The sequence below is a fragment of the Niallia taxi genome, from assembly GCF_032818155.1.
Classification (GTDB): domain Bacteria; phylum Bacillota; class Bacilli; order Bacillales; family Cytobacillaceae; genus Niallia; species Niallia taxi_A.
Genome location: NZ_CP102589.1, coordinates 3,200,884 through 3,215,668, shown reverse-complemented (window position 1 = coordinate 3,215,668; position 14,785 = coordinate 3,200,884). Strand labels below are relative to the sequence as shown.

At 38.8% G+C, this 14,785-nt stretch carries 14 protein-coding genes; 12 read left to right on the top strand and 2 right to left on the bottom strand.

Annotated elements, in window-relative coordinates; genetic code table 11:
• The first annotated feature begins 7 nt into the window (after positions 1-7).
• The 9 genes from NQZ71_RS16190 (at position 8) to NQZ71_RS16150 (ending at position 9,056) form a co-directional block, all read left to right on the top strand.
• Positions 8-946 (top strand): metal ABC transporter substrate-binding protein, encoded by a 939-nt coding sequence (locus NQZ71_RS16190; protein WP_317010983.1) that lies wholly within the window; start codon positions 8-10, stop codon positions 944-946.
• Between the two features lie 232 nt (positions 947-1,178).
• On the top strand, positions 1,179-1,802 hold the full coding sequence (locus NQZ71_RS16185; RefSeq protein WP_317010981.1) for an SGNH/GDSL hydrolase family protein: 624 nt from the start codon (positions 1,179-1,181) through the stop codon (positions 1,800-1,802).
• A gap of 13 nt (positions 1,803-1,815) precedes the next feature.
• Entirely contained in the window at positions 1,816-2,814 is a 999-nt protein-coding gene (mgrA, locus tag NQZ71_RS16180; protein ID WP_144452230.1) for an L-glyceraldehyde 3-phosphate reductase, read from the top strand.
• Positions 2,815-2,905: 91 nt separating this feature from the next.
• Entirely contained in the window at positions 2,906-4,132 is a 1,227-nt protein-coding gene (locus NQZ71_RS16175; RefSeq protein WP_144452231.1) for a sugar efflux transporter, read from the top strand.
• Between the two features lie 181 nt (positions 4,133-4,313).
• Complete coding sequence (psiE, locus tag NQZ71_RS16170) at positions 4,314-4,748, top strand: phosphate-starvation-inducible protein PsiE (RefSeq protein WP_225314729.1); 435 nt, start codon at positions 4,314-4,316, stop codon at positions 4,746-4,748.
• Positions 4,749-4,791: 43 nt separating this feature from the next.
• Positions 4,792-5,220: a MarR family winged helix-turn-helix transcriptional regulator gene (locus NQZ71_RS16165; protein WP_260053678.1), complete on the top strand. Its 429-nt coding sequence runs from the start codon at positions 4,792-4,794 to the stop codon at positions 5,218-5,220.
• A 129-nt stretch (positions 5,221-5,349) separates the two neighbouring features.
• A complete protein-coding gene (locus tag NQZ71_RS16160) occupies positions 5,350-6,975 on the top strand; it encodes an MFS transporter (protein WP_260053679.1) in 1,626 nt (541 codons plus the stop codon).
• Between the two features lie 32 nt (positions 6,976-7,007).
• Entirely contained in the window at positions 7,008-7,643 is a 636-nt protein-coding gene (locus tag NQZ71_RS16155) for an HlyD family secretion protein (RefSeq protein WP_275004693.1), read from the top strand.
• Positions 7,644-7,775: 132 nt separating this feature from the next.
• Positions 7,776-9,056, top strand: coding sequence for an MDR family MFS transporter (locus NQZ71_RS16150; protein WP_275005557.1), 1,281 nt, complete (start codon positions 7,776-7,778; stop codon positions 9,054-9,056).
• 17 nt (positions 9,057-9,073) lie between these two features.
• Here NQZ71_RS16150 and NQZ71_RS16145 read toward each other — a convergent pair whose 3' ends face one another.
• Together NQZ71_RS16145 and NQZ71_RS16140 are read right to left on the bottom strand one after the other, a co-directional pair.
• The gene (locus NQZ71_RS16145; protein ID WP_144452530.1) at positions 9,074-9,841 is read right to left on the bottom strand and encodes a DeoR/GlpR family DNA-binding transcription regulator; all 768 of its coding nucleotides are present in this window, start codon (positions 9,839-9,841) and stop codon (positions 9,074-9,076) included.
• A gap of 331 nt (positions 9,842-10,172) precedes the next feature.
• Complete coding sequence (locus NQZ71_RS16140; RefSeq protein WP_275004695.1) at positions 10,173-11,717, bottom strand: DHA2 family efflux MFS transporter permease subunit; 1,545 nt, start codon at positions 11,715-11,717, stop codon at positions 10,173-10,175.
• 264 nt (positions 11,718-11,981) lie between these two features.
• Here NQZ71_RS16140 and NQZ71_RS16135 point away from each other — a divergent pair, with 264 nt between their 5' ends.
• The 3 genes from NQZ71_RS16135 to gdh all read left to right on the top strand — a co-directional run bounded on the left by NQZ71_RS16135 (position 11,982) and on the right by gdh (position 14,683).
• Positions 11,982-12,878, top strand: coding sequence for a TetR/AcrR family transcriptional regulator (locus NQZ71_RS16135; protein WP_186303888.1), 897 nt, complete (start codon positions 11,982-11,984; stop codon positions 12,876-12,878).
• Between the two features lie 152 nt (positions 12,879-13,030).
• Positions 13,031-13,882, top strand: a complete 852-nt coding sequence (locus NQZ71_RS16130) for a GRP family sugar transporter (RefSeq protein WP_127735230.1) — start codon at positions 13,031-13,033, stop codon at positions 13,880-13,882.
• A 15-nt stretch (positions 13,883-13,897) separates the two neighbouring features.
• Entirely contained in the window at positions 13,898-14,683 is a 786-nt protein-coding gene (gene gdh / locus NQZ71_RS16125; protein ID WP_144452237.1) for a glucose 1-dehydrogenase, read from the top strand.
• The last annotated feature ends 102 nt before the right edge of the window (positions 14,684-14,785 follow it).

Genomic DNA, 14,785 nt, shown 5'->3' with positions numbered 1-14,785 from the left:
ACAGAGCATGAAAAGAACTAAATGGGGCATTGTACTCGCAGCAACAGTAGCACTGCTGGCAGGCTGTGGAGCACAAAATGTTCAAACAAATAACGATGGGGAAAAGCAGCTTAAAATTATGACAAGCTTTTATCCGATGTACGAATTTACGAAGGAAATTGCAGGGAATCAAGCTGATGTGGAGCTACTAATACCGTCTTCAACAGAACCGCATGATTGGGAACCAACTCCGAAGGATATAAAAAAGGTGCATGATGCAGATTTGTTTATTTACAACAGTGAGTATATGGAGACTTTTGTCCCAACAATCGAGACTGCAGCAAAGGATGAAGGCACAGTCTTTGTGGAAGCCAGCAAGGGAATTACACTTATGGAGGGATCAGAAGAAGAGGAAGAGCATCATGACCATGATCATAGTCATGAAATGGACCCGCATGTCTGGCTGAGCCCAGCTTTGGCAATGAAAGAAGTCGAGACAATTACAGCAAGCCTTATTGAATCAGATCCAACTCATGAGGACGAATATCAAAAGAATAGTGAGACGTACTTAAAGGAGCTTTCAGCGCTAGATAGTGAGTATAAGGAAAAGCTTGCTTTAGTCCCGAAAAAGGAAATGATTACACAGCACGCAGCATTCGGATATTTGGCAAACGACTATGGTCTTGAACAAATTGCTATTGCAGGGCTGTCACCAGAGCAAGAGCCAACGGCAGCGAAGCTTGCTGAATTAAGAACATTCGCTATGGAGCATGATATTAACGTTATCTATTTTGAAGAGGCAGCATCACCGAAGGTTGCAGAGACACTTGCAAATGAAATTGGTGCGAAAACGACCGTATTAAACACACTAGAATTAGTAAGTGAGGAAGATCAAAAGAACGGGCTTGACTATATTTCTATCATGAAAAATAATTTAGATGCAATTATCCAAGCACAGTCTGAATAAACATAAAAGAGGATGCCTTTATTTAGGTATCCTCTTTATCTGTGCAAAAAGGGCTCTATTTATAAATCATTCATTTTCAATTTTTGTAAATGGCTAAAAAGCAATTGCAAATAGAGTGAGAGAATGCTAGTATTGGGGCAAACAACAGGATGAAAGCGTTTAAAGTTATTAGGAAGCTTGAAATATACACAAGTGATTCTACAAAATGTGCTGGGAAAGAGGTAGGTCTTTCGTGAATAAAAATGATCTTTTGCTGTTCATCGGTGACAGCATTACAGAAGCAGGCAGATATGAAGACCCGGAGCAAATTGGTAACAGTTATGTCCGGTATGTAAGAGACTTTCTTGCCATAAATAAGCCAGAGACTCTCCCGAAAATCATTAACAAGGGCATTGGCGGTAACAGAGTTCCTGATTTGGCAGAGCGATGGAAAGAGGATGTCTTGGATTTGAAGCCAGATTATGTGTCGATATCAGTTGGCATAAATGATGTATGGCGACAGCTCGATTCTCCTCAGCAAGAAGCATTGTCACACGACCGCTTTAAGGCGATTTATGCAGACTTAATAGAGCAAGTTCATACACATACAAATGCCAAAGTTATTTTAATGGAGCCGACAGTTATTCTGGAGGATGTGAATGCACAAGGAAACAAATTGTTAAAGCCTTATGTGACTGCAATACAGGAACTCGCTGCAGAGTTTAATTGTCTGTTGGTGCCAACACATCAAGCATTTATTGACTATTTAAATACGCCAGACTGCCAAGTGCTAACAACAGATGGTGTTCATATGAATACCACTGGGAATATGCTGATGGCACAAACCTGGCTTCAAGCTTTTTTAAATGAAAGGTAAAGGGGGAAAGAGAATGGGATATCAAGCAAGTGAAAATCGCTACGAATCAATGAAATATAATCGCACAGGAAATTCAGGGCTGCTGCTGCCAGCTATCTCTTTAGGGCTTTGGCATAATTTCGGAGGTGTGGATACATATGAAAACGGGAGGGCGATACTTAGAAAGGCATTTGATTTAGGTATTACCCATTTTGATTTGGCAAATAATTACGGACCACCGCCAGGATCAGCAGAAGAAATGTTTGGGAAAATGCTGCAAGCTGATTTCGCTCCATATCGGGATGAAATGGTAATTTCTACGAAGGCGGGCTATCATATGTGGCCAGGTCCATACGGAGATTGGGGCTCTAAGAAATATCTTGTATCGAGCCTTGACCAAAGCTTAAAAAGAATGGGACTTGATTATGTGGATGTTTTTTATTCACATCGTCCAGATCCTAATACCCCTTTAGAAGAGACAATGGCAGCACTTGATCTCGTTGTAAGGCAAGGGAAAGCTTTATATGTCGGAGTCTCCAATTATAGTGCGGAGCAGACAGCAGCTGCTGTTGAAATTTTGAATCGACTAGGTACCCCGCTGTTAATCCATCAGCCTAAATATTCCCTTTTGGAGCGTTGGGTAGAGGATGGCCTCCAGGATGTTTTAGAGCAAAATGGTGTTGGCTCTATTGCGTTTTGCCCATTGGCTCAAGGCTTGCTGACAAGCAAATACGCAAATGGCATTCCAGAAAACTCAAGGGCAAAAAAACCGTCCAGCTTCCTGTCCGAAGCACAGGTGACGCAAGACGTGGTTAATCGCGTTATAAAGCTGAATGAAATTGCAGCAAACCGAGGCCAAAGCCTCGCACAGATGTCGCTTGCTTGGGTGCTGCGAAATGGAAAAGTAACTTCCGCGTTAATTGGTGCAAGCAGAGTGAGCCAGGTGGAAGAAAATGTAGCTGCATTGGCAAATCTTGAGTTTTCTAATGAAGAGCTATCAAGTATTGATAATATTTTGACGGATTCTATATAACACTGTAAAGCATTGCTGTCCAAAAGATGGCAATGTTTGTTTTGTGCTAAGAGTAATACATTGTAATTTATTAAGAACAGGAGAGGGAATTATGAAAGAGAGGCTTTTATTTGTTTGGAAAATCCCATCGTTTCCAATCCTATTTTTAGCCAATTTTATCTTTGGATTATCCATGTCGTTTTTTGCCCCATTCTCCTCCCTTTTTGGAATTGATGAAGTAGGGATGAGCAATATCGGCTTTGGGCTGTTTATGACAATTATGGCAATTGGCGGTGTTGTCATAAGCACGATTATAGCCAAAAAATCAGATATGCAATTAAGTAGAAAGAAAATCCTGATCTTTACAAGCCTTACAGGGATGCTTGGCTATATTGGCTTTGCCTTTGTTCGTGATTATGTGTTGTTAGCCATAATAGCTTTCGTTTTGTTAGGCTCTGCTGCTGCCTCAGTACCACAGCTGTGGGCATATGCAAGGGAGGCGCTTCACCATGCAAATGTTCCTAAAGAGCAAGCACCATTTATTATGAATGTTTTTCGGATGTTCTTTGCCCTTTCCTGGACGGTTGGCCCTGCTGTTGCTGCATGGCTACTTGCGGCAATTGGCTTTAAAGGTCTATTTTTATTTGTGGCAGCAAGCTATGGAATAGGATTAGTCGTCATCCTGTTCTTCTTAAAGGATATTCCGAAGATAGCTCCTGTGAAAAAGGGTGTCTCCACTGGCGTGGCATCCTATGTCCGCAAGCCCCATATATTTGGTAATCTCGCTGCAGCAATGCTATTAGCTGCGGCAACCTCCATTCATATGCTGAATGCACCTCAGTTTGTTACAAAGGTGCTTGGGGGGAGCGAGCTGGATGTTGGGTTAATTTTCAGTGTGCCGCCGATTTTCGAAGTACCGATGATGATTGCAGTCGGAATGCTGGCAACCAAGCTGGATAACGGATTGCTTATAAGAATTGGCTTTGCTATTGCCGCCATTTATTTTTCGTTATTCTTCTTTGTTAATGAACCTTGGCAAATATATCCGCTGCAAATATTAAGTGCGGCACAGGTTTCCATTACATCAGGAATTGCCATATCCTATTTCCAGGACTTCATTCCACAAGCACAAGGGACAGCAACAACCCTTTATATGAACTCGACCCAAATTGGCAATACTGTTGGCTACTTAATGTTCGGTGTACTAGCAGAAGCAATGAACTATGGCAATGTAATTATTATTTACGCCATTTTTGCAATCATTGCCCTGGTTTGCCTGATTCTTTTCGGAAAAGAAAAACAAAGTGCCAACAAATCGGCATCCTTTGGAATGGATTAGAGTAATTTTTACTTTGTCCCTAACTTAACTTTTTAAGAGTAAAGGAAACCTACAGAAGAATCATCTAAAACCATTTACCATATGTAAATGGTTTTTTACAATGTAAATCATAGTAAAACTAAGCAAATATGTATAAAATAAAAGAATCATTCGGAGTTATCCTCAGCAAGGAGGAAAAAAGTTGGAAGCACGAAAAGAAAAAGAAAAGAAGCAGGTAAAAAAACAGCATTTGCTGCTGGCCGCCATGCTGCAGCAAATCTTAAACGTATCACTGATTTTGCTTGCGATCACATTAAGTGTGTTGCTATGTAAAGAAATTATTTATTTTATCGCATATGCAGTCGAGCTTCAGCAGGCAAGCAACAATTATGAGCTGCTTGAAAGAATATTAGTGTTCTTTTTGTATTTTGAATTTATCGCACTAATTGTAAAGTATTTTCAAGAGAGCTATCACTTTCCACTAAGGTATTTCTTGTATATCGGAATTACTGCAATGGTTAGGCTTATCATTGTCTATCACGATAATCCATTGCACACACTTTTATATACTTGTGCTATTCTTGTATTAGTGCTCAGCTATTATATTATTTCAGCAGCATCATCAAGGAAGCATTAGTGTTTAGATATACTTTGAACGTTTTTAAAAGGGGAGAGTGCAAATGAATGATTCACTTCAATCTATTGAATATGAAGTGGCATTACTTGTTCGTTTAATTACAGCAAATAACCCAAAACTCGGGAGTCTGGACAGATCGGAATACTTAATTTTAAGTGAATTGCAAAGTAACGGACCGATTGGAATAAATGAAATTGCGCATCAGCTGCTGCTGAACATTTCAACAGCGAGCAGACAAGTCAGTAATCTTGAAACAAAATCCTATGTGAAAAGATATCCTGATGCTAACAATGGCCGGATTAGCTTAATAGAAATTACAAAAAGTGGGCTAGAAGTGCTTGAACGCGTGCAAAAGGCTCGCTACACAGTATATGGAGAGATATTGAAGAATTGGAAACAGGAAGATATTGAACAATTGGACAAGTTAATGAACCGCCTTAATGCAGATTTTAAGCATTGGGGACAAGGTTGAAAAGAGATTCTAAAGAGTCTCTTTTTTTAGTTTTAAAAATGAAAACATATTGTTTTTTTGTTTATATATTGTATAATACAACTTGTCATATACAATATTTAAAAATTCACAAGGAAAGGGGGAGAGAAGATGAGTCAGCAAATTAATACTTCTGCATCTGAATCAGAAAAGGTTGCAGTGCCTCAGTATTTGATTATCTCGATCTTGACAATCTTCGCAATCGGATCACAATACTTTTCCAATCTTTCCTATATATTAAATCAAGGAGTTATCCAAAATGGTTTGCAGCTTGGCTCCAATTCCTTATTGCTGCCTTCTACCTTGTCTAATCTCGGTTTTGCATTTGGCGTACCACTTGGACCTGTTTTAACAAGAAAACTCGGTTTGCGCAAAAACTATTTGCTTTTCATTAGTGTTTTTCTTATTGGTTCTATTATTGCTGTATTTTCCGAGGATTTGCTGTTTTTGATAATAGCAAAAATTATTCAAGGAATAAGCGCAGGCTTTTTATTTTTGACGATTTTGCCAGCAAGCCTTAAATCGTTTCCAAACAAAATCAGAAATACGTTTTTGCTAATGGTTATTACAGGGCTGTTTGGAGCTAGTGCTTTAGGTGCTTTATTTGGTGCATTGTCCTTAGAGGCAGATGCGTGGCGCTGGTTGTTTATTCTTAATGTCGCAGCTGCTGCTATCTGTTTATTAGTCGGTTTTATCGGATTGCCTAAGCTAGAGCAGCAAGAGGAGCATTTCTCCTTAGATAAAACAGGGATATTTCTGTGGACGGTTATGATGCTAGTGTTAGCCATTCCGTTATGTAATTTAGTTCAAAAGGGCTTCACATCCACATATGTATGGCCGTTCCTAATTGTTGCTGCTATTCTTATGATTTTATTCATTATTGTGGACAGGAAGGCAGAAACACCGTTAGTGCCATTTAAAACACTCAAGGCATCGAAGCCAATATCAGGTACAATTATGGCAGTAGCATCCCATTTAGCATTAGTATTCGCTATTGCTGGAATTAATGGATTCCTACGTAATAATCTTGATTTGCCGTTTATGTATTTATCTCATTTTTATTTTTGGTTCTTCGTCGGTATTGTAGTTACAGCCATCTTGAAAACGGTTCTGTATGATAAGCTTGGCGCTGGTATTTTAGGCATCATTGGGTCAATAGCAGTCATTTACGTAAGCTATCAATGGAGAACAATCGACTCTGCGGTTACATTGCATGAACTGTATTTTCAAGTAGCTTGTCTTGGAGCTGGTGTGAGTATGGTACTTGTGGGAGGTGCATTAGGAACAGCTCTTGCAGGTGACATTCATCAGGCCTCCATGCGATCTGTTACACTGCACTCGATTCGGAATTTTGTTGGTGCAATTATTTCACCGGTTCTTGCTTGGTTTTTAACGACAGTAAATGCCAGCAATTATGAAAAAATTCGCTGGAGCCTGCAAAGTGACAGCACAGAATTCAAGCAGGAAATGGCAGTTTGGACTAGGCATTTATTGGAGCAAGGAAATTCTGTCGCAAATGCTAAATCGTTGGCATCCTATGAGCTGATTGTTCATGTAAAGAAAGCGGCTATTCTTGGAGCCTACCATAATCTGTTTACGATTTTGCTTGTGTTAGGCATAATCATGCTGCTTGCTTCTATTGGAAAAGTGGCAACAGGTAAAGGGCGTTCACTTGTTCAAAAACAGCCCAAGCCAGTACAAAAACATACAGACACAAAAATAAATAATGCATTATAAAATTAGCTGATCTTAGCATAGGAGAGAAATAAATGAGCAAAGGAAAATTATTAATCATAAACTTTATTGGCCTTGTGGTGGTGTTAGGTCTTATTGCCACAGGTGTCTACATGTACTATCAACATAAAAACTATGTAAAAACAGATGATGCCATCGTATCGGCAGATATTACTGAGGTAGTTGCCCCAGCATCAGGTATTCTTACTGATTGGAAGGGCAGTGCAGGAAAAGATATGAAAGTAAACCAAGCAGTAGGGACAGTAAATGATGGAAAGGCAGCACATGAAATCGACAGTATAGCTGCTGGAACGATCATTAAAAATGAAGTAAAGAGAAACGAACTAGTCCAGTCAGGGCAGGTGCTCGCTCAAACGGCCGATATGGATCATATGTATGTGCTCGCAAATATAAAAGAAACCGAATTGAATGACATTGAAATTGGTGACAATGTGGATATAACAGTCGACGGTGATTCAAATGTAACGTTTGATGGGAAGGTAGAAGACATCAGCTATGCAACAAACTCTGTGTTTTCTGCACTACCATCACAAAACGCAACTGGAAACTACACAAAAGTAACCCAAAAGGTTCAAGTCAAAATATCCATTCAAAATCCAACAAAAAAAGTACTTCTCGGTATGAATGCAGAAGTGAAAATATCAATCTGATAAAAAGGACAATTCCTGATGCAGGAGTTGTCCTTTTCACTTTATTAATATAGTAAAATTAACTTGAGATTGCCTGTAATAGCTTGTTATGATAAAAGAAGAATAAAGAAAGAGAGATATCTTCGTATGAGTATGCGTCTAAGAGACTGGGACCGAAATTTAAAGATTCGGCTTGCAGGAGAATCTGTTGTTAATATTACATTTTGGATGTTTTTCCCGTTTTTATCTATTTATTTTACGGAAGCCTTTGGCAAATCAACTGCTGGAATGCTGCTGATACTTTCACAAGTTTTTTCTTGTGCCGCAAACCTGCTTGGGGGATATTATGCAGATAAATATGGCCGCAAGAAAATGATGGTGCTTTCCGCCTTCGTTCAAGGAGCAGCTTTCACTGTTTTTGCTGTTTCAAGCTCCTCGTGGTTTGATTCACCATTGCTTGGGTTTGTTTGTTTTACTGTTGTGAGTATGTTTGGTGCTGTTTACTGGCCGGCAAGCCAGGCGATGATTGCAGATGTTGTAGGAGAAAAGGATCGCAGCGACGTTTTTGCGGTTTTTTATACTTCCACAAATATTGCCGTTGTAATTGGACCGATTATTGGCGGCATCTTTTTTGCAGAGTACCGTTTCCCGTTGCTGTTAATGGCAGGTGTTTTAAATCTTGTTCTTGGTTTAGTGCTTCAATACATGGTTAAAGAAACAGCTCCTGTTGAAAAGGAAGAGGAGAGCATACAAAACAAGAACTGGTTTTCTGTGCTTGGTAATCAACTGAAGGATTACAGAGTAATTATGAATGACCGGGTTTTTCTCCTGTTCATCATCGCTGGTGTTCTTGTTGGACAAACCTTTATGCAGCTTGACCTGCTGTTCCCTGTCTATATTAACGAAGTGGTGACAAACCAGCCGCTGCTAAGGTTCGGGGACTGGTCTTATGTTGTAGAAAACACACAGGCATTTGGACTTGTGCTCGCAGAAAATGGCTTACTTGTTGCTATCTTTACGATTGTTGTGACAAGGTGGATGAGCAAATACAAGGAACGAAACGTGTTTATCATTTCCTCGTTCACATACGCTGTTTCCGTTTTACTGTTCAGTCAAACCTCATGGATTTGGGGTCTGCTGTTTGCTATGCTTGTGTTCACATTGGCAGAACTCATGACGGCAGGTATACAGCAAGGCTTTATTTCTGAGCTTGCGCCAGCTGACAAAAGAGGGAAATATTTTGCTGCAGCAAGTCTGCGCTACACGTTCTCAAAGGTGCTTGCACCAGTGTCTATACCAATGAGTGTTTGGTTTGGCTATACATGGACCTTCATCATCATCAGCTTGTTAGCTTGTCTAAGCGGCATCCTCTACTACAGGATGTTTCATAAATTTGAAAAGCGCAAAGCATTAGAAACGGCTCCTAAATGGTAATTTAGGAGCCGTTTTTTTTATTCTTCATTTTCCGCCGTAATAATTAGCTTAATATTGTTTTCTTTCGTAAAGTTCTGATACTCCTTAGGTGGTTCAGCACCAGTAATTAAGCAGTCAATGTCATGAAGTGTGCAGTATGTCATAAGAGCATACTTGTCAAACTTATGATGGTCGACAAGCAAGTATACCTCCGCACTTCTTTCCACGACATTCTTCTTAATTTCGCTTTCCAATGGGGACGAATTTGTGACACCATTTGAGATGGAAATACCTGTTGAAGCCATGAAGGCTTTATTAATATTATAGGATTTAATTACATCAGTGCTTTGAATACTTGCAAAAGACTTAGTTTTTCGTTCCAACACACCACCAAAGGTAATGATGTGAAGATTTTCATATGGAAGTGCCTTAATAATAAAATCAAGATTATTTGTAATGATGGAAAGCTGTTTTGTTTTGAGAAACTCTAGCATTTCCAATGTAGTAGTACCTGAATCAATAAAGATAATGTCACCATCTTGAACAAATTCCGCTGCGCTTTTCCCAATCAGCATCTTTTCGTCTTTGTTTCGTATTTGCCGATCATTAAAGGAAACAAGTGTAGCATGATTAACGGCAACACCGCCATACACCTTTTTAAGCTCGCCTTCTTCTACCAGCTCCTGTATATCTCTTCGTATCGTATTTTTAGAAACATTAAATACTTCAACCAATTCATCTAGTGAGACGGTTTCATGCTCAAACACATAGTCTTGAATTTCTTTAATTCGTTTATTTTTCAGCATCATTCTAGCCACCTTTTGTTATTCCGCTATGCCTGATTTTATATTTATTCTGTCAAGCAGTTGCCAAGTTGATAAAAAACCTTTGTCAATCCTGCTGCTGTCGTAATAGTTTCTGATCCTGTGAAAAAGTTATTTCGTTAACTTAGCTAAATTATACCAAAAAATAACCAAGAGTTCACCATGTAAATTAGAAATTTTATTGGTTAATGACGGGCAAGTATAGGGAATATGTATTGTTTAAAAGAAGGGGATAATATATTAATATAAAAAAAGCCAAGCTGTCTGATGAATCTTAACAGCTTGGCTTTCATTTTTCTAATAAGGCAGCTAATTAATTTTCTGCTAGTTTAGCAGAACCGTTAGCCTTTACTGTGCTTTGCTTGCTTAGAAAGTCTTCAGCAGGCTTCGCACGTTTCATAAAGAACGATAGAATTAGTGCTATCACTACAACACCGACAGAGATAAGGAATGCATCATTAATTCCTTCCATCATCGCCTTCATTGCAAGCTGTTCTTTAGCCGCAGCTAATGTTGCCGCATCAGGCTGTGCTGTCGCATTAGACATGTTTTTCATTGCATCTTCTGCTAATTCCTTAGCATGTGTAGTCGTGCGGTTTGACATAATGGTAATCATTAAAGCAGAACCGATGGCGCCAGATACTTGCTGTAATGTATTGTTCATTGCCGTACCATGCGGGTTCAATCGTGCAGGCACTTGGTTCAAACCATTTGTCATTACTGGCATCATAACCATAGACATACCAAACATACGGATGGAATAGATGATAATCAATGTTGTGTAAGATGTATCCATTGTTAATTTGCTAAACATATATGTTGTAATCGCTGTAAGTGTTAACCCAGTAATAGCTAAAACTCTTGCTCCATATTTATCAAATAGTTTACCTGTAATTGGTGACATGATCCCCATGATGATAGCACCAGGCAGAAGCAGTAGTCCAGAATCTAATGGAGAAATTCCTCTAACTGTCTGAATGTACATTGGCATTAACAGCATTGCAGAAAACATTGCGATATTTACTACGATAGAAATTGTTGCTGACAATGCGAAAAGTGGATATTTGAAAATCCTGAATTCAAGCATTGGGTTCGGAATTTTAAGCTGTCTTACAATGAAGAGAATTAAGCTTAGGAAACCGATGATTAATGTTCCGTATACATAAATACTGTCCCAGCCTTTGCTGCCTGCAGTACTGAATCCATACAATAGACCTCCAAAGCCTAAGGTGGAAAGGATAACAGACAGAACATCAATAGAGATTTCTACTTTTTCCTTTTTATCCTTCAATTTAAAGATTGCAAACAGTAATACGATGATTGCAATCGGTGCAATGAAGCGGAAGAGTACGTGCCAATGGAAATGCTCGACAATATAGCCTGAAAGTGTCGGACCAATCGCTGGTGCGAAGATCATAACTAAACCGAAAACTCCCATTGCACTACCGCGTTTTTCAACTGGGAAGCTTGTTAGCAGGAAGTTCATAAGTACTGGCATCATGATTGCTGAACCAGATGCTTGGACCATACGTGCACCCAAAAGAACTGGGAAAGAGTCAGCGAATCCTGCAACAAGTGTCCCGATAGTAAATAAGGACATGGCAGTGATAAACAGTCTTCTAATAGAATACCTTTGAATTAAGAAGGCAGTTGTCGGAATCATAATGCCGTTAACAAGCATATAGCCAGTAACGAGCCATTGACCAACAGATGCTTCAATGTCGAAATCTTTATTAATAGAAGGCAATGCTATATTCAATAAAGTCGAATTTAAGATAGCAACAAAAGCCCCAGCCATAAGAATGGCGATTATGCCATATGGTGGCTTTTTCGTGTTTTGTGTTGCTGTGTTGTTCATGAAATGTTTTCCTCCTTATGAACATCGAGTTCATTTTTTATACAATTGTTATAGGCTTAAATAATAATATACTGGTAGTATAAATTTTGCAATAAAAATGTTTAGGTTTACTAAAAAAATAAATTATCAGTATTTTTCTACCTTTATATAAAATAGGTGAAGGTTTGTTTGATAACGTTTTCTTAGCTAGATTCTTGAATTTTATTGCTATATGGGTTAGTATGTTTTTTGAACTGTTAGTATAATTTCCCTAAGGTGATGAAGATGAATAATCGGAAAAAGCATGTGTTGAATAAAGCCCATGAGCTGTTTATTGAAAAAGGATTCCAAGCAACATCCATTCAAGAAATATTGGATAGCAGCGGGATTTCAAAAGGAACCTTTTACAATTATTTTTCAAGTAAAAATGAACTTCTAATTTCTATTTTTAAAGAAATTTACAGTGAGCTTGGCGAAAAGCGCAAGAACCTAATGGTAGGACAGGATAAGTCGTCATTGGCTATTTTTATCCAGCAAATTGAATTACTGATAAATACAAATAACCAGTATAAGATTATTTCCTTATTCGAAGAAATTTTGTTTACAAACGATCCTGAGCTAAAGCAATTTTTGAATAGGAGACGTATTCAAGAAATTAATTGGCTGTATAATCGTTTGATGGATATTTGTGGTATTGATAAAAAGCCTTATTTGCTTGATTGTGCAGTCATGCTGACAGGAAATCTTCACAATTTGATTTATTTTTATTCATTAGATAAGCAGCGCCATACAGATGTCCATAAGATTGTTCAATATAGTGTGAACAGAATTATAGGAATGGTCGAAGACGTTTCCAAAAAAGGTGACCGCCTGCTGTCTCCAGATTTATTGTTAAAGTGGCTGTCAGACAGTGCGGAAAATGACAGGCATACAGACAGCAAAAATATATCTTGTGTGATCGAGTCGCTTAAGTTGATGATAAAAAACAGTGTGCAAAATGTGGAAGAGCAAAAAAAATACGAGGAATTAGTCGAGTTTGTTGAAGAAGAGCTTGTAGAGCCGGAAAACCGCCGCAAGCACTTAGTACAGATGGCGATTGGCGAACTGAAAGCCTCCATTAGTGACAGTGAGTGCCATAAAGCGATTTGTATATTAGAAGATAAGCTTCAGAAAATGGAATAGCTGTTAGGAGTGGCCTGGAATCCGCATACTGTGATTTTGGGCTTTTTTATTTGCCAAATATCTGGCTTGCTAAAATTCCAGCAAATATGCTGATTAGATTTGACCATTTAGGGGAATTTATACGATATAACAAGAAAGTAGGTATGATTTACGTGGAGTTTTTTCTAGCTATACTTCCTGCTCTGTTTTGGGGCAGCATCGTGTTACTTAATGTAAAAATAGGTGGGGGAGCATACAGCCAAACCTTAGGAACAACAATCGGTGCGCTGTTATTCTCTTTAGTTGTTTATTTAATTGCAAGGCCTGAGCTGTCACCGCTTATCTTAATTATCGGCATATGCTCTGGTATCTTTTGGGCGGTTGGACAAAGCAATCAGTTTAAATCAATTGAATATATCGGTGTCTCAAAGACAATGCCGATTTCAACTGGTCTACAGATTGTGTCCACAACATTGTTTGGTGTGCTTGTATTTCATGAGTGGACAACCGCTACGACAATAATCCTTGGCATTATTGCGATTCTTTGTATTCTCGCAGGAATTGTATTAACAACATACGATCAGAAGAGAAGTGAGGATGAATCAGCAAAGCTGAAAAAAGGAACGGTTACGTTACTGATTTCTACTTTAGGATATCTTGGCTATGTTGTTATCGCAAGACTGTTTTCTGTTGATGGCTGGTCAGCTTTGTTTCCACAGTCAATCGGCATGGTTATTGGTGGCCTGATTATTACATATAAGCACAAGCCCTTTAATTTATATGCAGTAAAAAATATCCTGCCTGGCCTATTCTGGGCAGCAGGTAATATGTTTTTATTCATCTCTCAGCCGAAGGTCGGTGTCGCAATAAGCTACTCGTTATCCCAAACAGGTGTTGTAATTTCCACACTTGGCGGTATTTTTTTGTTGGGAGAAAAGAAAACGAAGCGTCAGCTCATCTTTGTTGCAATTGGGATTATCCTCATTATAGCGGGAGTAATCTGTTTAGGTATCGCCAAAAAATAAAAAGGAGGCAGCATTATGTATACTGATTTGAAAGGTAAAGTGGTTGCAATAACAGGTGCGTCAACTGGATTAGGGCGTGCAATGGCAGTAAGATTCGGTCAAGAGGGAGCGAATGTTGTCATCAATTATTTTTCTGGAGAAGAAGATGCCATGTCCGCTAAAAAAGAAGTAGAAGAAGCAGGCGGACAAAGTATTATTATCCAAGGTGACGTGACGAAAGAGCAGGATGTGATTAATATCGTTGAAACTGCTGTTAAGCACTTCGGTAAATTAGACATCATGATTAATAATGCAGGGATTGAAAATCCAGTTCCTTCCCATGAGATGACACTAGAAAACTGGGAGAAGGTTATCGGCACTAATCTGACTGGCGCCTTTCTTGGCAGCAGGGAGGCATTAAAGTATTTCGTCGAAAATGATGTCAAAGGTAACGTTATTAATATGTCTAGTGTGCATGAAATGATTCCATGGCCAACATTTGTTCATTATGCTGCAAGTAAAGGTGGGGTAAAGTTAATGACAGAAACACTTGCCCTTGAATATGCTCCAAAAGGTATACGTGTTAACAATATTGGGCCAGGAGCCATTAATACACCAATTAATGCGGAAAAGTTTGCTGATCCTAAAAAGCGTAAAGATGTGGAAAGTATGATTCCATTAGGTTATATTGGAAAACCTGAACAAATAGCTGCAGTTGCAGCATGGCTTGCATCAGATGAATCGAGCTATGTTACTGGCATTACTTTATTTGCAGATGGAGGAATGACAAAATATCCTTCCTTCCAGGCTGGAAGAGGATAATGCCGTATCCCCAAGTATATATTTAACCTCTCCTGATTGACTCACAATTCTTCTTGTTGGTAGAATAGGATAATATTCAATAGGAAGAAATCGGGTTTATCA

Coding starts and splice junctions, on each gene's coding strand:
- NQZ71_RS16165 (WP_260053678.1), top strand. CDS start 4,792: ATGAATGATTCACTTCAATCTATTGAATATGAAGTGGCATTACTTGTT.
- NQZ71_RS16190 (WP_317010983.1), top strand. CDS start 8: ATGAAAAGAACTAAATGGGGCATTGTACTCGCAGCAACAGTAGCACTG.
- gdh (WP_144452237.1), top strand. CDS start 13,898: ATGTATACTGATTTGAAAGGTAAAGTGGTTGCAATAACAGGTGCGTCA.
- NQZ71_RS16140 (WP_275004695.1), bottom strand. CDS start 11,717: ATGAACAACACAGCAACACAAAACACGAAAAAGCCACCATATGGCATA.
- NQZ71_RS16150 (WP_275005557.1), top strand. CDS start 7,776: ATGCGTCTAAGAGACTGGGACCGAAATTTAAAGATTCGGCTTGCAGGA.
- mgrA (WP_144452230.1), top strand. CDS start 1,816: ATGGGATATCAAGCAAGTGAAAATCGCTACGAATCAATGAAATATAAT.
- NQZ71_RS16155 (WP_275004693.1), top strand. CDS start 7,008: ATGAGCAAAGGAAAATTATTAATCATAAACTTTATTGGCCTTGTGGTG.
- NQZ71_RS16135 (WP_186303888.1), top strand. CDS start 11,982: ATGAATAATCGGAAAAAGCATGTGTTGAATAAAGCCCATGAGCTGTTT.
- NQZ71_RS16175 (WP_144452231.1), top strand. CDS start 2,906: ATGAAAGAGAGGCTTTTATTTGTTTGGAAAATCCCATCGTTTCCAATC.
- NQZ71_RS16160 (WP_260053679.1), top strand. CDS start 5,350: ATGAGTCAGCAAATTAATACTTCTGCATCTGAATCAGAAAAGGTTGCA.
- NQZ71_RS16145 (WP_144452530.1), bottom strand. CDS start 9,841: ATGCTGAAAAATAAACGAATTAAAGAAATTCAAGACTATGTGTTTGAG.